The sequence below is a fragment of the Amycolatopsis sp. NPDC021455 genome (assembly GCF_040640995.1).
In the GTDB taxonomy this organism is placed as follows: Bacteria; Actinomycetota; Actinomycetes; order Mycobacteriales; family Pseudonocardiaceae; genus Amycolatopsis.
Genome location: NZ_JBFACT010000021.1, coordinates 112,919 through 133,499 on the forward strand (window position 1 = coordinate 112,919; position 20,581 = coordinate 133,499).

At 68.8% G+C, this 20,581-nt stretch carries 15 protein-coding genes; 7 read left to right on the plus strand and 8 right to left on the minus strand.

Going from position 1 to position 20,581, the window contains the following annotated elements:
• Positions 1 to 57: 57 nt before the first annotated feature.
• On the plus strand, positions 58 to 2,400 hold the full coding sequence (locus AB0G28_RS23855; RefSeq protein WP_361092734.1) for a bifunctional salicylyl-CoA 5-hydroxylase/oxidoreductase: 2,343 nt from the start codon (positions 58 to 60) through the stop codon (positions 2,398 to 2,400).
• Complete coding sequence (locus tag AB0G28_RS23860; protein ID WP_361092737.1) at positions 2,397 to 3,557, plus strand: acyl-CoA dehydrogenase family protein; 1,161 nt, start codon at positions 2,397 to 2,399, stop codon at positions 3,555 to 3,557. Before AB0G28_RS23855 ends, AB0G28_RS23860 begins: the two co-directional genes overlap by 4 nt.
• Before the next feature lie 351 nt (positions 3,558 to 3,908).
• Here AB0G28_RS23860 and AB0G28_RS23865 read toward each other — a convergent pair whose 3' ends face one another.
• From AB0G28_RS23865 to AB0G28_RS23895, 7 genes are all read right to left on the minus strand, one after another.
• Positions 3,909 to 5,312: a GH1 family beta-glucosidase gene (locus AB0G28_RS23865; protein WP_361092740.1), complete on the minus strand. Its 1,404-nt coding sequence runs from the start codon at positions 5,310 to 5,312 to the stop codon at positions 3,909 to 3,911.
• Positions 5,313 to 5,347: 35 nt separating this feature from the next.
• Positions 5,348 to 6,337 carry an ABC transporter ATP-binding protein gene (locus AB0G28_RS23870; RefSeq protein WP_361092743.1) on the minus strand — a complete coding sequence of 330 codons (990 nt, stop codon included), beginning with the start codon at positions 6,335 to 6,337 and terminating at the stop codon, positions 5,348 to 5,350.
• A complete protein-coding gene (locus AB0G28_RS23875) occupies positions 6,334 to 7,317 on the minus strand; it encodes an ABC transporter permease (protein WP_361092746.1) in 984 nt (327 codons plus the stop codon). Before AB0G28_RS23875 ends, AB0G28_RS23870 begins: the two co-directional genes overlap by 4 nt.
• 1 nt (position 7,318) lies before the next feature.
• Positions 7,319 to 8,299, minus strand: coding sequence for an ABC transporter permease (locus AB0G28_RS23880; RefSeq protein ID WP_361092749.1), 981 nt, complete (start codon positions 8,297 to 8,299; stop codon positions 7,319 to 7,321).
• Positions 8,296 to 9,357, minus strand: a complete 1,062-nt coding sequence (locus tag AB0G28_RS23885) for an ABC transporter ATP-binding protein (protein ID WP_361092752.1) — start codon at positions 9,355 to 9,357, stop codon at positions 8,296 to 8,298. Before AB0G28_RS23885 ends, AB0G28_RS23880 begins: the two co-directional genes overlap by 4 nt.
• Before the next feature lie 3 nt (positions 9,358 to 9,360).
• The gene (locus tag AB0G28_RS23890; protein WP_361092755.1) at positions 9,361 to 11,031 is read right to left on the minus strand and encodes an ABC transporter substrate-binding protein; all 1,671 of its coding nucleotides are present in this window, start codon (positions 11,029 to 11,031) and stop codon (positions 9,361 to 9,363) included.
• Positions 11,032 to 11,237: 206 nt separating this feature from the next.
• On the minus strand, positions 11,238 to 12,425 hold the full coding sequence (locus tag AB0G28_RS23895) for an ROK family transcriptional regulator (RefSeq protein WP_361092758.1): 1,188 nt from the start codon (positions 12,423 to 12,425) through the stop codon (positions 11,238 to 11,240).
• Between the two features lie 121 nt (positions 12,426 to 12,546).
• On the opposite strand from AB0G28_RS23895, the gene AB0G28_RS23900 reads away from it, so the two are divergent.
• On the plus strand, positions 12,547 to 13,782 hold the full coding sequence (locus AB0G28_RS23900) for an ROK family transcriptional regulator (RefSeq protein ID WP_361092761.1): 1,236 nt from the start codon (positions 12,547 to 12,549) through the stop codon (positions 13,780 to 13,782).
• Here the strand turns inward: AB0G28_RS23900 and AB0G28_RS23905 are convergent, their stop codons facing one another.
• Entirely contained in the window at positions 13,783 to 13,980 is a 198-nt protein-coding gene (locus tag AB0G28_RS23905) for a hypothetical protein (protein WP_361092764.1), read from the minus strand.
• Positions 13,981 to 14,564: 584 nt separating this feature from the next.
• Between AB0G28_RS23905 and AB0G28_RS23910 the strand changes: the two genes are divergently transcribed.
• From AB0G28_RS23910 to AB0G28_RS23925, 4 genes are read left to right on the plus strand one after another with little or no spacing between them, the layout of a single operon-like run.
• Positions 14,565 to 15,776 (plus strand): family 16 glycosylhydrolase, encoded by a 1,212-nt coding sequence (locus tag AB0G28_RS23910; protein ID WP_361092767.1) that lies wholly within the window; start codon positions 14,565 to 14,567, stop codon positions 15,774 to 15,776.
• Between the two features lie 28 nt (positions 15,777 to 15,804).
• Entirely contained in the window at positions 15,805 to 16,872 is a 1,068-nt protein-coding gene (locus tag AB0G28_RS23915) for a ricin-type beta-trefoil lectin domain protein (protein ID WP_361092770.1), read from the plus strand.
• Positions 16,869 to 18,716 (plus strand): ricin-type beta-trefoil lectin domain protein, encoded by a 1,848-nt coding sequence (locus AB0G28_RS23920; RefSeq protein WP_361092773.1) that lies wholly within the window; start codon positions 16,869 to 16,871, stop codon positions 18,714 to 18,716. Before AB0G28_RS23915 ends, AB0G28_RS23920 begins: the two co-directional genes overlap by 4 nt.
• On the plus strand, positions 18,713 to 20,071 hold the full coding sequence (locus AB0G28_RS23925; RefSeq protein WP_361092776.1) for a ricin-type beta-trefoil lectin domain protein: 1,359 nt from the start codon (positions 18,713 to 18,715) through the stop codon (positions 20,069 to 20,071). The genes AB0G28_RS23920 and AB0G28_RS23925 overlap by 4 nt, the downstream gene beginning before the upstream one ends.
• Positions 20,072 to 20,581 lie beyond the last annotated feature (510 nt).

Below are 20,581 nucleotides of genomic sequence, written 5' to 3' on the forward strand. Positions count from 1 at the left end.
GTACGCCATCTTTCGCGTTATTGACGGTCGTACGGGCGACGACATACCATCGACGACGTGCGAATCGCGGTCATCGGTGGCGGCCCGGCGGGTCTGTACTTCGCCGCGCTCGCGAAACAGCTCGGTCCGGGCCACGAAATCACCGTCTGGGAGCGCAACGCGCCGGACGACACCTTCGGCTTCGGCGTCGTGTTCTCCGACGAGACGCTCGGCGGCATCGAGCACGCCGACGCGGCGGTGCACGAGGCGATGAAGGCCGAGTTCGCCCGCTGGGACGACATCGACGTCCACTACCGCGGCACGGTCACCACCTCGGGCGGTCACGGCTTCGCGGCGATGAGCCGCAAGCGCCTGCTCGGCATCCTCCAGAGCCGCTGCGCCGAGCTCGGCGTCGGGCTGCACTTCCGGGAGGAGGCACCGGCCGACCTTTCGGGGTACGACCTGGTCGTCGCCGCCGACGGCGTCAACTCCGCGATGCGGGCCCGGTACGCCGAGACGTTCCGGCCGAGCGTCGAGACCCGCCGGTGCCGGTACATCTGGCTCGGCACGGATCTGGTCTTCGACGCCTTCAAGTTCTACGTCCTCGAGACGCCCGCCGGAGTCATGCAGATCCACGGCTACCCGTACGGCCGCGACGGCAGCACGTTCATCCTCGAAGTCCAGGAAGACGTCTGGCAGCGGACGTTCGGCCCGATCGCGGCGACGTCGCTGCCGCCGGGCCAGAGCGACGAGAAGTCGATCGCGCTGATCCGCGAGCTGTGCGCCGATGTCCTCGGCGATCACCGGATCATGGCGAACAACTCGAAGTGGGTGTCGTTCGGCACGGTCCGGTGCGAGACGTGGGTGCACGACAACGTCGTCCTCCTCGGCGATGCCGCGCACACCGCGCACTTCTCGATCGGCTCGGGCACCAAGCTGGCCATGGAGGACGCGCTGGCGCTGGCCGCGTGCCTGCACGAAAACGACGGCGTCGCGGCGGCTCTGAAAGCCTACGAGCTGGAACGGCGTCCGGTCGTCACGTCGACGCAGCGTGCGGCGCAGGCGAGCCTGGAGTGGTTCGAGAACATCGCGCAGTACACCCACCAGGAACCGCCGCAGTTCGCGTTCAACATCCTCACGCGCAGCCGCCGCGTCACCTACGACAACCTGCGGCTGCGTGATCCCGAGTTCGCGGCCGAGCTCGACCACTGGTTCGCGCGGAAGCTCGGAACGACGTCACGGCCGCCGATGTTCCAGCCGTTCTCCTTGGGTGAACTGGAGCTGCCGAACCGGATCGTCGTGTCCCCGATGGACATGTACTCCGCGGTCGACGGCGTCCCGGGCGACTTCCACCTGGTGCACCTGGGCAGCAAGGCGCTCGGCGGTGCCGGGCTGGTGATGACCGAGATGGTCTGCGTCTCCCCCGAAGGCCGGATCACGCCCGGCTGCGGCGGGCTGTACACGCCGGAGCAGGAAGCGGCGTGGAAGCGGATCGTCGATTTCGTGCATGCGCAGACGCCCGCGCGCATCGGTGTCCAGTTGGGACACTCCGGCCGCAAGGGTTCGACGAAGCTCATGTGGGAGGGCATCGACGAGCCGCTGCCTGCGGGCAACTGGGAGGTCTGCGCTCCTTCGGCGTTGCCGTATTCCGAACGCAACCAAGTCCCCCGTGAATTGTCCACTTCGGAACTTTCGGAGATCCTTTCCCAGTTCGTCGCATGTGCGGAGGCTGCCGCCCGCGCCGGGTTCGACGTCCTCGAACTGCACTGCGCCCACGGCTACCTGCTGTCGTCGTTCCTCTCGCCGCTGACCAACCAGCGGGTCGATGAGTACGGGGGCTCGCTTGAGAACCGGCTGCGGTTCCCCCTGGAAGTCTTCGACGCGGTGCGTGCGGTGTGGCCCGCTTCCCGGCCGATGACGGTCCGGATCTCCGCGACCGACTGGTGCGAGGGCGGCATCGACGCCGACGACGCCGTCGAGATCGCGCGGGCGTTCGCCGCCCACGGCGCCGCGGGCATCGACGTCTCGACCGGCCAGGTGGTCAGCGAGGAGCGCCCGCAGTACGGCCGCAGCTACCAGACGCCGTACGCCGACCGGATCCGCAACGAAATCGGCGAGGAGTACGGGATCGCGGTGATCGCCGTCGGCGCGATTTCTTCGTACGACGACGTCAATTCGCTGATCTTGGCCGGCCGGGCGGACCTCTGCGCGCTCGGCCGGACACACCTCTACGATCCACAGTGGACGTTGCACGCGGCCGCCGAGCAGGGTTACCCGATGGCGTGGCCGAAGCCGTTCGCCGCGGGCAGCCGCAAGCCGCAGACGGGCCGCTCCGACGGGCCGGAGCCGCGTCTCGACCTCGTCCGTTCCGGTCCGGTGGGGACCGCCCATGCCCGCTGGCGACCGGGAGCTTCGTCATGACTTTCGCACTCGACCCATCGCAGCAGGCGTTCGCCGCCGAGGTGCGGCAACTGGCGGCCGAGCAGTTGCTCCCGCTCGCCGAGTCCGGTGTGGAGGGTGCGGTCAACCGCCCGCTGCTCAAGGCGATGGGCGTGCTCGGCTTGCTCGCCCGGCTCTTCCCCGGTGTCGCTTCGGGGACGCCGTCGAGACAGGCGGCGGCAACGGACCTGTGCATCCTGCGCGAGAACCTCGCCACGGTGAGCACCGAGGCCGAGACGGCATTGGCGTTGCAGGGCTTGGGAAGTTACCCGGTTCTCCAGTCCGGGCAGGACGAACAGGTGGCGCGGTGGCTGCCCGCGGTGGCGGCGGGCGACGCGGTGGCGGCGTTCGCGCTGACCGAGCCGGACGCGGGTTCCGACGCGGCCGCGCTGTCCCTGGCGGCGGAACCCGACGGCGACGGCTGGCGCCTGACGGGGACGAAGATGTGGATCTCGAACGCGCCCGAGGCCGACTTCTACACGGTGTTCGCGCGCACGACACCGGACGCGGGCGCGCGCGGGGTCAGCGCGTTCGTGGTCCCGGCGGACCGGCCGGGCCTCGGCGGCGAGCACCTGGACCTGGTGAGCCCGCACCCGATCGGCACGGTGACGTTCGACGGCGTCGAGGTCCGGCGCGAGGAACTGCTCGGCGAGGAGAACCGCGGTTTCGCCGTGGCGATGCGGACGCTGGACCTGTTCCGCCCGAGCGTCGGCGCGTTCGCGGTGGGCATGGCCCAAGCGGCGTTGGACGCGACGGTGACCCACACCGGCTCGCGTGAGGCGTTCGGCGGCCCGTTGGTCAAGCAACAGTCGGTGGCCCACACGCTGGCCGAAATGGCAACGCGAACGGAAGCGGCCAGACTGCTGGTCTACGCGGCGGCGGCCGCGTACGACGCGGGCGAACCGAACCTCGGCGGCCGGGCGGCGATGGCGAAGCTGTTCGCGACGGAGGCGGCCCAGTTCGTCGTCGACTCGGCGGTCCAGCTGCACGGTGCCCGCGCCCTGCGACGCGGGCACCTGCTGGAGCACTTGTACCGTGAGGTCCGGGCGCCCCGGATCTACGAGGGAGCATCGGAGATCCAGCGGACGATCATCGCCCGCTGGCTGACTTCGACGTCCGGTCAAGCCACGACCGGCTGAACCCCGGACGCCGAAGGCACATCAGCTCCAGCTCGACGGCGTGAGCCACGAGCTCCCGCACACCGGCCCGCGGCTCACCGCACAACCGGCCGCCGATGACGAGCGGCGGCGGGAACACGAGCCGGCCGGCGTCGAGCTCACGGTCCACCCGTTCCGCGAAGGCACCGGCACCACACGGATCGAACCGCGCGCCGGCCGCCGCCAGCACAGCCAAGATCACCGCACGATCCATGCGCCCCAATGTGGCGTTCGGTGCGTCCAGCGCACCCAATGTGGCGTTCGGTGCGTCAGACGCAACCAACGCCACATTGGGGCGCATCCCGGGCCGCCGTCAGCGAACCTCGGACGCGCTCAGCTGCCCCGGACCCGGCGGACGGTGTCGCGGTAGAAGTACCCGCTCTGCTTGATCGTCCGCTGCTGCGTCTCGTAGTCCACCCGGATCAGCCCGAACCGCTTCGCGTACCCGTAAGCCCATTCGAAGTTGTCCAAAAGGGACCAGGCGAAGTATCCGCGGACGTCCGCCCCGGCTTGGCGGGCCGCCGCGACCGCTGCGATGTGCGAGGCCAGGTAAGCCGTGCGTTCGTCGTCGCGGACGAAGCCGGACGAGTCCGGGTCGTCGTCGAAGGCCGAGCCGTTCTCCGTGATGTACATCGGCAGGCCCGGGTAGTCGCGGCCGAGGCGGGTCAGCAGTTCCGTGAACTTGCCCGGGAGGATCTCCCAGCCCATCGCCGTCGTCGGTTCGCCGAACGGGATCACCCGGGAGGCCGGGACGCCGTCCCCGTCCACCGACAGGCCCTGCTCGTCGACGCCCGAGAACTGCTGGCCGAAGTAGTAGTTCACGCCCAGGAAGTCCAGCGGGGTCGAGATGACCGGCAGGTCGCCGTCCTGGACCGGGAGACGCACTCCGCGCGAAGCCAGGTCGTCCACCACGTCCGCCGGGTAGCGGCCGTGGACCAGCGGGTCCAGGTAGATGCGGACGCCGAGGCCGTCGGCCTGACGGGCCGCGCGCACGTCCTCCGGCGAGTCCGTCGCCGGGTCCGCCGTCGACATGTTGAGCGTGATGCCGAACTGCGTGTCCGCCGGGGCCGCTTCCCGCATCCGCTGCACCGCCAGCCCGTGCCCGAGCAGCAGGTGGTGCACCGCGTGCAACCCGGCCGCGAAGTCACGCCGGCCCGGCGCCATCACGCCGTGCACGTACCCGTGCATCGCCGAGCACCACGGCTCGTTCAGCGTCGTCCAATGACGGACCCGATCCTTCAAACGGTCGAACACCAGCATCGCGTAGTCCGCGAACCGGTACGCCGTGTCGCGCGCCGGCCAGCCGCCCGCGTCCTCCAGCTCCTGCGGGAGGTCCCAGTGGTACAGCGTCAGCCACGGCGTGATCCCCCGGCTCAGCGTTTCGTCGACGAGCCGGTCGTAGAACCCGATCCCCGCTTCGTTGACGCCGCCGCGGCCGCGCGGCTGGACCCGGGGCCACGAAACGGAAAACCGGTAGGTGTCAGCTCCGAGTGAGCGCACCAGCTCGATGTCCGACGGCATCCGGTGGTAGTGGTCGCACGCCACGTCCCCGTTGTCGTTGTTGTCGATCGCCCATGGCTCCCGGCAGAAAGTGTCCCAGATGGACGGTGTCCGGCCGTCCTCGGAGACCGCGCCTTCGATCTGGTACGCGGCGGTCGCCACGCCCCAGCGGAAGTCCGGCGGCAGGGTGTCGATCAGCGCCTGCTGCTCGGCGGTCACGGCTGTGGTCTCGGTCAAGGCGGCTCTCCTCCAGAGGTATCGGACACCGGCGGTCAGGGCGCGACGGGGTGCAACCAGCAAGCCACTTCGCGCACCGGGTCGCCGGGCGTGCCCAGCAACGGCACGCGTTCGGGGCACGGTTCGAAAGCCTTGGGGCACCGCGGGTGGAACGCGCAGCCGGACGGCATCCCGCGCGTGTCCGGCGGCGATCCGGGGATCCCGGACAGCTCGCGCCGTGGCCCCCGCAGGGCGGGGAACGAGTTCAGCAGGCCGTGGCTGTACGGGTGCAGCGCGTCCCGGTAGAGGTCCGCCGCCGGCGCCTGCTCGACGATCCGGCCGCCGTACATGATCGCGATCCGGTCCGAGAACTCCACCAGCAGCGAAAGGTCGTGCGTGATGAACAGGACCGAGAAGCCCAGCCGCTCGCGCAGTTCGACGAGCTGGCCGAGGATCTGCCGCTGCATCACGACGTCGAGCGCGGTGGTCGGCTCGTCCATGATGACGATCCGCGGTTCGAGCGCCAAGGCCATCGCGATCATCACGCGCTGCCGCATGCCGCCGGACAGCTGGTGCGGGTACGCCTCCAGCCGGTCGGCCGAAATCCCCACCAGCTTCAGCAGATCTTTCGCCCGGGCGACGCGACCCGCGCGGGTGGTCCGCGGTTCGTGCGCCTTGATGACGTCGACCAGCTGCGTGACCACCTTGTGCACCGGGTTCAGCGAGTTCATCGCGCCTTGGAACACAATGGACGTTTCGGCCCACCGGAAGTCACGGAGCTGCTTGTCCGTCAGGCGAAGGACGTCGTACGGCTCGCCGGCGGCAGGGTGGTAGATCACCTCGCCGCCACGGATCACGCCCGGCGGCGCGAGCAGCCGTGTCAGCCCGTAGGCCAATGTGGACTTTCCGCTGCCGCTTTCCCCGGCCAAACCGAGGACTTCACCGCGGTGCAGCGTCAGGTGCACGTCCCGGACCGCGCGCACGGCCTCGTCGCCGACGCCGTAGTCGACGTCCAGGCCCTTGATCTCCAGCACCGGGTCCATCATGGCCGCTCCTCCCGCCCGAGCACGGGCGTGAAGCCCACGCGCATCCGATGCGTCCGCCCGTCGGCGCCCTTCACCCGCGCCTTGCCGCTGCCGCGCAGCCGCGGGCTGACGAACTCGTCGATGCCGAAGTTGAGCAGGGACAACGCGGTGCCGAGGATGGCGATCGCCAGCCCGGCCGGCACGAACCACCACCACGCGCCCTGGGCCAGGGCCTGCTGGCTCTGCGCCCAGAACAGGATCGTGCCCCAGTTCCAGTTGGACAGTCCGGAGACGCCGACGAACGCGAGCGTGATCTCGGACATCACCGCGAAGATCACCGTGCCGACGAAGCTGGACGCGATCACCGCGGTCAGGTTCGGCAGGATCTCGAAGAAGATGATCCGCCACGTCGATTCGCCGGTCGCCCGGGCCGCTTCGACGTATTCCCGGCCTCTCAGCGAAAGGGTCTGGGCTCTCAGCACTCGCGCGCCCCACGCCCACGACGTGAAGCCGATGATCACCGCCACCAGGATGTCACCACCGGTGGGCACCGCGCTGCCGATGATGATGATCAGCGGCAGCGCGGGGATCACGAGGAACACATTGGACAGTGCGGAGAGGCCTTCGCCCGGCGTGCCGCCGAGGTAGCCAGAGGTCACGCCGACGATCACCGCGAGGATCGTCGCCACGACCCCCGCGGCGAGGCCGACCAGCATGACGCTGCGCGTGCCGACCACGACCTGGCTGAAGATGTCCTGGCCGAGGTGAGTGGTGCCGAACCAGTGCCGCGCCGATGGCGATTCCAGCAGGTCGCTGCTGCGCGCCGACGGGTCGTACGGCGCGATCCAGTCCCCGATCACCGCGATGATCAGAAAGAAGCCGATGACGGCGACGCCGGTGACGGTCTTCCCGCCGGTGAGGAACCGGAAGCGGCGCCGCCGTGCCACCGCTTCGAGCGGGAGGGCTTGGGCGGCCTTGACGTCCGCCGCGGGTACGGCCATGTCAGCCCTCCTTCCGGGTGCGTGGGTCGAGCGCCAGGTAGGCGACGTCGGCGAGCAGGTTCGCCACCAGCACCGAGAGCGTGATGATCAGGAAGATGCCCTGCATCAGCGGGTAGTCCTGCGAGCCGACGGCCTGGAACAGCTGGTAGCCGACGCCGGGGTAGGAGAAGACGATCTCCACCAGCAGCGTGCCGCCGACGATGAAGCCGAGCGCGAGCGCGAAACCGGACACGCTGGGCAGCAACGCGTTCCGTGCCGCGTACCCGACCATCACCCGGCGTTCCGGCAGGCCCTTGGCGTGCGCGACGGTCACGTAGTCCTCCGACGCGACCGTGACCATCATGTTCCGCATGCCCAGGATCCAGCTGCCCATCGAGCTGATCAGGATGGTCAGCGCGGGCAGCAGGCTGTGCTGGATCGCGCTGCCGATGAACGAGCCGTCCCAGCCCGGGACCGTGCCCGGGTCGTAGCCGCCGGACGACGGGAAGAAGCTGCCCGGGCCGGCCAGCAGCGTCAGCGCGATCAGGCCGAGCCAGAAGTACGGGATCGACGACAGGAACGTCGTCACCGGCAGCAGGCCGTCCACCCACGAGCCGCGCTTCCAGCCAGCGACCACGCCGAGCCCGGTGCCGAGCGCGAAGCCGACGACCGTGGTGATGCCGACCAGGATGATCGTCCACGGCAGACTGTCGCCGAGCAGGTCGGACACCGGCGTCGGGAAGAACGTGAACGAGATCCCGAGGTCGCCGCGGAAGAGCTGGCCCCAGTAGTCGAAGTACTGGGAAACCAGGCTCTCATTCTTGTCGAGTCCGAAGAGGACGTACAACGACTGGATCGCGTCCGCGCTGATCATGCCCTGGTTCTTCGCGATCAGCGACTGCACCGGGTCGCCGGGGATCAACCGCGGGATGAAGAAGTTGATGGTGACGGCGGCCCAGGCGGTGAAGACGTAGAAGGCCAGCCGTTGCAGCAGGTACCTCATCGGGCGGCCCCGTCGTAGAGCCAGCACGCGGCCCAGTGCCCCGGCGCGTCGCCGACATCGAACCGCGGCGGCAGGTCGGTTTCGCACCGCGCAAGAGCGACCGGGCACCGCGGGTGGAACCGGCAGCCCGGCGGCGGGTCGATCAGGCTCGGCGGCTCCCCGGCCCCAGCTTTCACGTGAAAGCTGGAGTTGTCCACAGCGGGGTCGGGGGCGGATTCGATGAGCAGACGCGTGTAGGGATGCGCCGGCTGTTGGGTGACCGTCTCGCTGTCGCCGCCTTCGACCATCCGGCCCGCGTACATCACCATCGTCTCGTCGGCGAAGTAGCGCGCCGACGCGATGTCGTGCGTGATGTACAGGATCGCCAGGTGCAGCCGTTCCTTCAGGTCCCGCAGCAGGTTCAGCACGCCGAGCCGGATGGAGACGTCCAACATGGACACCGGCTCGTCGGCCAGCAGCGCCTCCGGGTCGGCGCCCAGCGCACGCGCGATCGCGACGCGCTGCCGCTGGCCGCCGGACAGCTCGTGCGGGAACTTGTCGATGTACCGTTCGGGCGGCGTCAGCTGGACGCGGGAGAGCAGCTCGTGCAGCGACTTCTCGAGGTCGTCGCCCGCCCGGCCGTGGATCTTCAGCGCCCGCGTCAGGTGGTAGCGCACGGTGTGCACGGGGTTCAGCGACGCGAACGGGTCCTGGAAGATCATCTGCACCCGGCGGGCGTAAGCGCGGAACGCCTTGCCGTGCTTGACGTTCACCGTCTCGCCGTGCAGCCGGATGTCGCCGCCGGTGCGTGGGTGGAGGCCCGCGAGCAGCCGCGCGACCGTCGACTTGCCGGAGCCGGACTCGCCGACCAGTGCGGTGACACGGCCGCGCCGCAGCGTCAGGGTTACGTCGTCGACGGCCTGGACGCTGCGCCGCGGACCGGTCAGCGCCGCCCTCCCGCGTCGCCTCACCGGAAAGTGCTTGGTGAGGCCGGCCGCCTCCAGGACCACGGGGACGGCCCCCTCCGACCCGACGGCGGTGGGGTCGGAGGGGTCCTTCGTCGCCACTGATTCCGCCATGGATCAGGCCGCGGGCTTCAGGTGCAGGACGATGTCGAGCGCGTTCCGCAGCGTCGGCTGGGCCGGCGCGTACGGGTTGGCCTCGTCCGGCCAGCCGACCCAGTTCTTCGTGCTGTACTCGCCGCCGGAGTTGGCCGCCGACGTGGGGATCATCGGCTGCTGCTCGATCATGATCTTCTGCAGCGTCGCCATCGCCGCGGTGCGGGCGGCGTCGTCCTCGGCGTTCGCGTAGGTTTCCAGGGCCTTGGTCGCCTCGTCGTTCTTGTAGCGGCCGTAGTTGCCGTTGATGCCGCCCTGGCCGGTCGGCTTGTAGCGGTTGCCGTCCATGACGTCGCGGTACATGTCGTACGGCGTCGACCCGTCGTTCGTCCAGTGCATCAGGCCCTCGAAGTCACCGGTGTCGACCGACTTCATCCACGCGTCCTGGTTCATCTTGTCGACCGTGGCGGTGATGCCGATCTGCGCCAGGTTGTCCTTGATGATCTCCAGGTCGGTGATGTAGTCAGACCATCCCGAAGGGACGGTGAGCTTGAGGGTGACCGGCTTGCCGCCCGGGTCGGCCAGCTTGTCGCCGGTGAACTTGTAGCCGGCGCCGGTCAGCAGCGCCTTCGCGCCCGGGACGTCGACCTGGACGCTCTGCCCCTTGTACTGCGGTGCGATGAACGGGTCGCCCGCCGGGGTCGGGATGCCGGTGACCTGGTCGTTCTTCGGGTAGAAGTAGCCGGCCTCGCCCTGGTTGAAGATGTCGTCGCGGTTGATCACCTTGTTGATCGCCTGACGCAGCTTCGCGTCGTTCCACGGCGCCTTCTCGGTGTTGAACCACAGGCCGTGGACGGCCAGCTGCGCGGGGAACCACAGCTTGTAGTGCTGCGGGTCCTTGTTGGTGTAGACGGCCTTGTAGTTCGGGATGAACACGAAGCTCCACTCGGAAGCCCCGTTGACCAGCGCGTTGACCTGCGCGTTGTTGTCGGTGTAGGAGGTGTAGCGGATCTCCTTGACCTTCGGCGCTTCCTGCCAGTAGCCGCTGTCGCGCCGCACGACGATCATCGTCTGCGGGGTGGCCGACTTGAGGGTGTACGGGCCGGTGCCGATCGGGTTCTTCACGAGGTCGAGCGCCGGGTCCTTGATGGCCTGCCAGACGTGCTTCGGCACCACCAGGGTCTGCAGGATCTTGACCTGGTTGACGAACTGCGAGCCGTCGAAGCCCAGGGTGACCTGGCTGCCGGCCGCGGTGATGTCCTTGTACGGCACGGCGTCGACGTTCAGCGCCTTGTTGTCGCGCAGCAGCTGGAAGGTGTACGCGACGTCGTCGGCGGTCATCGGCCGGCCGTCGGAGAACTTCACGCCGTCCCGGATGGTCAGGACCAGTTTCTTGTAGTTGTCCGACCAGTCCCACTTCGTGGCGAGCCACGGCTTGCCCGGCTCCTGCGGCTTGACGCGGTTGAGCATGACCAGGGGCTCGTAGATCATCCACCGGTAGCCCATGTTCGACAGGGCGGACGTCTCCAGGAACGGGTTGTTGTTCTCCGCCTGCGGGCCGTCCGGCTTGCCGACGTTGAGCACGGCGTCCGGGTTCCCCTGGGCCGCGTTGGAACTCCCGCCCGAGCACGCCGTGAGCCCGCTCAAGGCCGCCACGGCTACGAGCGCTACGACGATGGAGCGCTTGACTCGCATCGGTTCCTCCTGGTCATCGACGACTTGCGTGCTGTCGACTGGTAGCGAGCCCCGACCGCCGGCGACCGAACGACGTCCCGAAGTCAACCTGGGTGACTCCGGTCACGTCAATAACACGGCGGTAACATTTCCGGCCTAAGTTTAAGTTCTGAAAGAACAGGCGGTCTGGACCAGTTCTTCATCGCTGTCCTTGCGTCGCAAGGGTTTCAGCCGGTCCGGCCGCCATTCGCCAGCAGCTGGGCGATGGGCAAGGTCGCCGCGCCGAGCGCGACGGCCTCGGGTCCCAGCGCGCCGAGGACGACCTCGGTGCGCTCCGCCAGGTAGTCGAGCGCGTGCCTGTCGACAGCGTCGCGCACCGCGGGCAGGATCGCCGGTCCCATGATGGCTCCGGCCGAGCCGGAAAGCACCACCCGGTCGGGGGTGAGCAGGTTGATCAGGTTGGCGATGCCGATGCCGAGGTATTCGCCGGTCTCGGCGAGCACGTCGGCGGCCGGGCCGTCCTGCGCCGCTTCGGCCACGATCCGCGCCAGCTCGGCGTCACTTTCGTCCCCGATGACCGGTTCCCGGCCGACGCGTTCGGCGTAGTGCCGGACGACCGCTTCGGTGCCGACGTAGGCCTCCAGGCAGCCGTGCGAGCCACACCGGCACGCCGCTCCGGCCGCCTTGACGACGGTGTGGCCCCACTCGCTGGTCGTGATGTCGGGGTGGGAACGGCCCGCCGTCGCGACGGCCGCCCCGACGCCCACGCCGAGGAGGGCGACGATCGCGCGTCCGGCGCCCCGGCCGGCACCACGCCACGACTCGGCCTGGCCGAGCGTGCGAGCGCGGTTGTCCAGGTGGAGGGGCGCCTCGATGTGCGGGTGGATGAGTTCGGCGAAGTTCACGCCGCGCCAGCCGAGGGTGGGCGCGTGCACGATCCCGCCGTCGCGGACGGCGCCGGGCACCCCGATGCCGACGCCGAACACCGCGCCGGGATCGCCGTCTCCGAGCACTTCGGCGATGCCCGTACGCACCAGACCGGCCACTTCGTCCGGGTCGAGCCGGGTGCCGACGAGCGGGTGGCGCACGGTCCCGAGCGTGCCGAGGGCGCAGTCGAACAGGCCCACCTCGACGTGCGTTTCGCTGACGTCGACACCGACGACGTGCCCGAAGTCCGGCCGCACCGCCAGCAGCGTCCGCGGCCGCCCGCCGTCCGATTCGACCGATCCGGCCTCCGCGACGACGCCCTCGGCGATGAGCTCGGAGACGACGTTGGTAACGGTGGCGGCCGAAAGTCCCGATTCAGCTACCAGTTCCAGTCTGCTGACCGGGCCGCGGAGGTAGAGGGAGGAGAGGAGCGCCGCGCGGTTGTGCCGCCGGAGGTCTCTGGTCGTCTGGCGCACCACCTGGGTCACCAGGAGGATTGTGCCAGACGAGACTGGTTCGACACTTAGTTCATCACTTAATACATAGCCACAACTTACGGTGATCGGGCATCCTGTCAGTGAGCCGGTAAGAGTTCCAGATGGGTTGCCCATGGCGAGCAAGCGCACCACCGTCCGTGATCTGCGGCGGCACAACCGATCCCTGCTGCTGTCGAAACTGTACTTCGACGGCCCGCTGTCGCGGCACGAACTCAGCCAGCTCACCGGATTGAGTGCCGCCACGGTGAGCAACGTGACCGCCGAGCTGGGTGAAGAACGCCTGATCACGGAAGCCGGCCAGGTCGAGTCGGACGGCGGCCGTCCCCGGGTGCTGCTGCGGGTGGACCCGGCGTACGGGCACGTCGCGGGCGTCGACATCGGTGAGACGGGCGTCAAGGTCGAGCTGTTCGACCTGGCGATGAACCGGCTGGCGACGGTCGAGCACCCGCTCCCGAAGGCGCCCGACGCCTCGACCGCGGTCGAGCAGGTGGCGTCCGGCCTGCAGGAGGTGTTCGCGAGCGCGGGCATCGACGAGCCGAGCGTGCTCGGCGTCGGCATCGGCGTGCCGGGCACGGTCGAGCAGGGGTCGCGGGTGCTGGTCCACGCCCCCACGGTCGGCTGGGACGCCGTGCCGTTCACCGCGATGCTGCTCGACGCCGGCGTCAGGCTGCCGCTGTTCGTGGACAACGGCGCGAAGACCCAGGGCCAGGCGGAGATGTGGTTCGGCGCCGGCCGCGGAGCGCGGCACGCGGTGATAGCGCTGATCGGCTCGGGCGTGGGCGCGGCGGTGGTGACGGACGGAACGACCTACCGCGGCTCGACGAGCAGCGCGGGCGAGTGGGGCCACACGACGATCGCGTACGGCGGCCAGGAGTGCCGCTGCGGCGCGCGGGGGTGCCTGGAGGCGTACATCGGCGCGGGCGGGGTGCTGGCGAGGTATCGCCGCGCGCGGGGCAAGGAGATCGCGGGCGAGGACGAGCAGGCCCAGTTCGCGGCGCTCCTCGACGCGGCCTCGAAGTCCAAGACGGCGGCGCGGGTGCTCGACGAAACGGCCGGCTACCTCGGCGCGGGCATCGCGAACCTGATCAACTTGTTCAACCCGGAGCGCATCGTGATCGGCGGCTGGGCGGGACTGGCCCTGGGCGAGCAGCTGCTCCCGCGAATCCGCGAAGCGGCGGGCGAGCACGCACTGAGGCATCCGTTCAGCCAGACGTCGATCCAGCTGGGCTCCCTGGGCCTGGACGCGGTGGCGACCGGGGCGGCGACGCTGCCGGTGGCGGACCTGCTGGAGCAGGGGGCGACGCCCCGGATAGCGAAGCCGGGAGCGCCGGACTTCGACGCGGCGTGACTACCGGCGCCCCTTGAACCAGGCGTAGAGGAGACCGCCGCCGAGGAAGGCGCCGCCCGCGCAGATGACGACGCCGCAGACGAGGTAGAGGACGTCGCTGTGCCGGGCGGCCATGACCGCCCCACCGACGGCCCCGGCCAGCAGCGCGAGCGCGGCAGTGAGCGTCCCGGGCGGGGGCGCGGGCTTGTCGTGCGCCATCACGACCTCCTTCGGCTCAAGCTCAGCCTGACTCCGCTCCCACCTCGGCAGCGCACGGGCGGGCACACCAGCCTCGGCGACGCACCACCCCCACGGCGCACCGAACCAGCAGCAGTCCCCACCGAGCAGGGCCCACCCGCCCTGGGGGCCATCCCCGCTCCAGCGTATCGACCCCCACCGACGAAAGAGCCCCGGAAACCACCGCCGAGACGGGATTCATCCACAAGCAGGCCGGGCTGTGGACAACTTCGGTGAGCACCCGGTCGGACAGGACCGGCACGGACCGTGCACCGCTGAGCGGGAACCCGAACCGGCCGCGTCCGGTCAGGCAGCGACCCTTAATTCGGATTGAAAAAAAATGACCGCCGGAGTGTTGCCCGGCTTGTCTGGACCATGCATACTTTGTTGCCAGGCACAACAAAGACACCTGGATCACGCTGCCGCCCGCGCACCGCCGCGCGGGCCCCGGCGAGCACACGCACGGCCGCGCCTGCCGCCGCCCCGGCACGCGAGGCCACCTCCCCCTCCCCGCGTTCCGTGCTGCGCGCGGAACGCCGTCCCCCACGGTGAGAGAGGCGACAATGATGTCCACCTCGAAAAAGAACCGCTGGGCGGCACTCTTCGCCGCCTGTTCCCTGCTCCTCCTCGGGCAGCAGCTCGTCGACCCCGCCCCGGCCGCCGCCGCGGCCACCTTCACCGATGACTTCAACGGGCCCGCGGGCGCCGCCGTCGACGGGTCGAAGTGGCAGCTCGAAACCGGTGACAACGTCAACAACCACGAGCGGCAGTACTACACCTCCGGCACCAGCAACGCCCAGCTCGACGGCCAGGGCCACCTCGTCATCACGGCCAAGAAGGAAAACCCGGGCAACTACAACTGCTGGTACGGCCGCTGCGAATACACCTCCGCGCGGATGAACACCGCCGGCCGGTTCAGCCAGGCCTACGGCCACTTCGAGACGCGCATGAAACTCCCTCGCGGGCAAGGCATGTGGCCCGCCTTCTGGATGCTCGGCGGCGGAAACTGGCCCACCGACGGCGAAATCGACATCATGGAGAACGTCGGGTTCGAGCCGAACACCGTGCACGGCACCATTCACGGCCCCGGTTACTCCGGCTCCGGCGGCATCGGCGCGGCCTACTCCGGCCCGAACTTCTCCGATGACTTCCACACCTACGCCATCGACTGGGCACCGAACCAGATCAAGTGGTACGTCGACGGGAACCTCTACGAGACGCGCACGCCCGCCGACCTGAACGGCAACCGCTGGGTGTACGACCACAACTTCTTCCTCATCCTCAACCTCGCCGTCGGCGGGTACTGGCCCGGCGATCCCAACGGCAGCACGCAGTTCCCGCAGCAGCTGGTCGTCGACTACGTGCACGTCACCGACACCTCGGGCGGCGGCAGCGGCCGGACCGGAACCATCACCGGCATCGGCGGCAAGTGCGTCGACGTCGCCGGCGCGAACACCGCCAACGGCACGCCGATCCAGATCACCGACTGCAACGGCAACGCCGCCCAGAACTGGACGGTCGGCACCGACGGCACGATCCGCGCGCTCGGCAAGTGCATGGACGTCTCGGGGGCGGGCACGGCGGACGGGACACCGGTGCAGCTCTACGACTGCAACGGCACCGGCGCCCAGCAGTGGGTCGTCACCGGGGCGAGAGACATCGTGAATCCGAACGCGAACAAATGCCTCGACGCGACCGGTAATTCGAGCGCGAACGGCACCCGGCTGCAGATTTGGACCTGCGGCGGCGGCGCGAACCAGAAGTGGACCGCTCCCTGACCCACCCTGTCACTCAAGGAGAATTCCGGTGCGGCGATTCCTCGTCGTGCTAATGGGGTGTGCCCTGTTAGCGCTTTCTTTCCTGACGACTGGCTCCGCTCAAGCCTCGGTCGAAGCCGGTCCGTCCGCGAGCCAGCTGCTCGCCAAGACCCAGAGCTGTCAGCAGATCTCGAACGGCAAGTATTCCTTCGACGAAGGTGGCGCGGCTACCGTGCCCGTCTGCCAGGCCAACGGCGCGGTGTTCTTCACGGCCGACATGGACATCGACTGCGACGGTGTCCGGACTGCGCAGTGCAACGAGAACACCGATTGTTGCTTCTATCCCGATACCGCTTTCCACACATCCGATGATCAGCCACTCAATGCGGCGCAATTGCCATATATCGTGCTGCCGCAACCAACGTCCACATGGGACTATCGCAATTACGGAATCGACGGCGGTTCGGTCATCGCGGTCATCTACGGCAACCGAGTCACCTACGCGGTGGTCGGCGACACCGGACCGACGAGCATCATCGGTGAGGCGTCCTACGCCACCGCGGTCGATCTCGGCATCAACCCCGACCCGAAGAACGGCGGCACCGAAGGTCCGGTGACGTACATCGTGTTCCCGAACACCCACGTCGACCCGATCGAAAACCACGCCAACGCCGTCAGCCTCGGCGAGCAGGTCGCGACGCGGTTCGCGGGCGGGACCACCCCGCCGCCCACGCAAAACGCCGGGCAGATCACGGGCATCGGCGGCAAGTGCGTCGACGTCGCCGGCGCGAACAACGCCAACGGCACCGCGATCCAGCTCTACGACTGCAACGGCACCAACGCTCAACAATGGACGGTTGGCGCCGACGGATCCCTGCAGGCGCTGGGCAAATGCCTCGACGTCACCAGCGCGGGCACGGCGAACGGCACGCAGATCCAGCTGTGGGACTGCAACGGGAGCAATGCCCAGAAGTGGACGGCCAACGCGGCCAAGAACCTCGTCAACACCGGCTCCGGCAAATGCCTCGACGCCACCGGAAATTCGAGTGCCAACGGCACCCGGCTGCAGATCTGGACCTGCGGGTCCGGCGCGAACCAGAAGTGGACGCTCCCATGAGAAAACTGCTCACCCTGGCCGGGGTGACCGCGCTCGCCGCGGCGACGTTCGCCGCCCCGGCGCAGGCCGCGGGCGAGACGGTCAACGTCTGGCTCACGACCACCAGCGACTCCGGCGGCCGCCAGGTCACCCGCGGCCTCCAGCAGCAGGCGCCGATCACGTTCGCCGCGGGCACCGGCACCGGTGGCGTGACCGTCAACGTCAACGAAAACACCACCTATCAGCAATTCGAAGGCGGTGGAGCGTCCTTTACGGACACCGCGGCCTGGCTGATGAACTCCAGTGGCGCCTTGAGCCAGGCGACCCGCGACGACACCATGCGCAAGCTGTTCGACCCGAACAGCGGCATCGGCCTGAGCTTCATCCGCAACCCCCTCGGCGCGTCCGACCTGGCCCGCTACAGCTACACCTTCGACGACATGCCGGCCGGCCAGACCGACCCGAACCTGACACACTTCTCCCTCGCGCACGACCAGGCCGACGTCCTGCCGTTGACCAAACAGGCCAAGCAGCTCAACCCGCAGGCCAAGGTGATGGCGTCGCCGTGGAGCGCGCCCCCGTGGATGAAGGACAACGACAGCTACCTGCTCGGCTGGGTCGAGTCGCAGTACTACCCGGCCTACGCGCAGTACTTCGTCAAGTACCTCCAGGCCTACCAGGCCGCGGGTGTGCCCATCGACTACGTCTCGATGCAGAACGAGCCGACGTGCTGCTCCAGCTACCCGTCGACAAACTGGAACGGCGCCGGTCTGGCCTACTTCGCGAAGAACAACCTGCTGCCCGCGCTGCAGAACGCCGGCCTGTCCACCAAGGTCCTCGCTCTGGACTGGAACTGGGACACCTACGCGTCCTACGGCGCGCCCACAATGGACGATCCGGCGATCCGCAACCACCCGAACTTCGGTGGCGTCGCGTGGCACGGCTACGGCGGCGACATCGCGCAGCAGACGACCGTGCACAACCAGTACCCGAACGTCAACGCCTACTCGACCGAGCACTCCGGCGGCACCTGGATCTCGAACCAGCAGGCCGAGGACATGAACAACATCGTGGACTACACCCGGAACTGGTCGAAGAGCTTCGTGAAGTGGAGCCTCGGCGTCGACCAGAACATGGGACCGCACAACGGCGGCTGCGGCACCTGCACCGGCCTGATCACCGTCCACAACGGAGACTCACGCAGCGGGCAGGTCGACTACACCGTCGAGTACTACACTATGGGCCACCTGACGAAGTTCGTGAAGCCGGGGGCCTACCGGATCGATTCGAACGACAACTCGACCGTGCGCAACGTCGCCTGGAAGAACCCGGACGGCTCGAAGGCCCTGATCGCGTACAACTCCAGCACCGGCAACCAGAGCGTGCGCGTGAACTGGGGCAACTCGTCGTTCAGCTACACCTTGCCCGGCCACACCTCGGCGACGTTCACCTGGAACGGCACACAGGGCAACGGCGGCGGCAAGACCGGCCCGATCACCGGCATCGGCGGCAAGTGCGTCGACGTCGCCGGCGCGAACAACGCCAACGGAACCGCCGTCCAGCTCTACGACTGCAACGGCACCAACGCTCAACAATGGACAGTCGGCGCCGACGGAACCTTGCAGGCTCTCGGGAAGTGCCTCGACGTCACCAGCCAGTCCACTGCGGACGGATCGCAGCTGCAGCTTTGGGACTGCGGCGGAACGGCCAACCAGCGATGGGCGGCCACCGCGGCCAGGGACATCGTCGGCGCGGGTTCGAACAAGTGCGTCGACGCGACCGGCAACTCCAGCGCCAACGGCACCCGGCTGCAGATCTGGACGTGCACCGGCGCCGCCAACCAGAAGTGGAACGTGCCCGCATGAAGATGACAGCAGCTTTGAGTGCGCTCGTCGCCGCGTCGGCGGTGGTGCTCGCCCCGGGCGTCGCGCAGGCGGCGACCGGGCCGATCACCGGCATCGGCGGCAAATGCGTCGACATCGCCGGCGCGAGCAGCGCCAACGGCACCGCCGTCCAGCTCTACGACTGCAACGGCACCAACGCTCAACAATGGACAGTCGGCAACGACGGATCCCTGCAGGCGCTGGGCAAATGCCTCGACGTCACCAGCGCCGGCACAGCGAACGGCACGCAGATCCAGCTGTGGGACTGCAACGGGAGCAATGCCCAGAAGTGGACGCCCAACTCTGCAAAGAACCTCGTCAACACCGGCTCCGGCAAATGCCTCGACGCCACCGGCAATTCGAGTGCCAACGGGACGCGGCTGCAGATCTGGACGTGCGCGACCACGGCCAACCAGCAGTGGACACTGCCCAGCGGCGGCCCGACACCGCCGCCCGGACCGGGCGCGATGGCCGTCGCGCCCTACCTCTACAACGGCTGGGGCGACCCGCCGAACCCGGCGACGATCATGAGCGCGACCGGCGTCAAGTGGTTCACGTTGGCGTTCATCCTGTCCAACGGCTACTGCAACCCGCAATGGGATGGCGGCCGGGCGCTCACCGGCGGCGTCGACCAGAACACGATCAGCACCATCCGCGCGGGCGGCGGCGACGTGATCCCGTCGTTCGGCGGCTACTCCGGCAACAAGCTCGAGTCGTCGTGCGGCAGTGCGGCCGAGCTGGCGGCGGGCTACCAGAAGGTGATCAACGCCTACGGCCTCAAGGCGATCGACATCGACATCGAGGCCGACGCCTACAGCAACGCGACGGTGCAGCAGCGCACGGTCGACGCGCTGAAGACGGTCCGCGCGAACAACCCGGGCATCAAGATCTACGTCACCTTCGGTACCGGCCAGTCGGGTCCTGACAACAGCCTGGTGAACCGCGCGGCCCAGTCCGGGCTCACGGTCGACGGCTGGGTGATCATGCCGTTCGACTTCGGCGGCGCGGGCCAGAACATGGGCACGCTGACGCAGCGGGCGGCCGAGGGGCTCAAGACCGTCGTCAGGAGCGCGTACGGCTACGACGACGACACGGCCTACCGGCACATGGGCATTTCGTCGATGAACGGCATCACCGACAACAGCGAGACGGTCACGCTCAACGACTTCACGACGATCCTGGGCTACGCGAACACGCACCACCTGGCCCGGCTGACGTTCTGGTCGGCGAACCGCGACCGCCCGTGCCCCGGCGGGTACCCGAACAACGACACCTGTTCCGGCGTTTCGCAGCAGGCATGGGACTTCACAAGGATCTTCGCCCGCTACACCGGCTGACGGCGGTTCGAGTGTGGGCTGCCGGGCCGCGGCACTGGGGGAGGCGGCGACCCGGCAGCGTGGTCCGCCTGCCGCTGGGGGTACCGGCGGCGGAACCCCATCGAGGTTATCCACCGGGAATGGAGACGAACTGGTGCTCGGCCCGTCCGGACGCCAAGCGTGCCCGAACGCGCAGTGGTGCAGACCATTGCACCGGTTCGAGCGCTACCGGGTTGTCCACAGGCCGACCGTGATGTGGACAACCGGCGCCCGGCAGCGGCTTTTCCGGCTTTTCGTCGGCGGGGGCCGATAGGCTGGAACTGGGGATGCCCCCCAGGGCGGGTGGGGGCCGCGCTCAGTCGATCGCTGCCGCGGTGCTCCGTGGTCGAAGTGGCGCTGTGAGCCGCCGGCCGAAGGTCGCGAATGAGTCATTCGGGACGACGCCCAGCGGCTCGCCCTTGAAGCGGTCGGCGTCGGCCTTGGCCAGCTTCTTGTTCTCCACCATCCGGTCGAGCACCAGGTTGCGGCGCG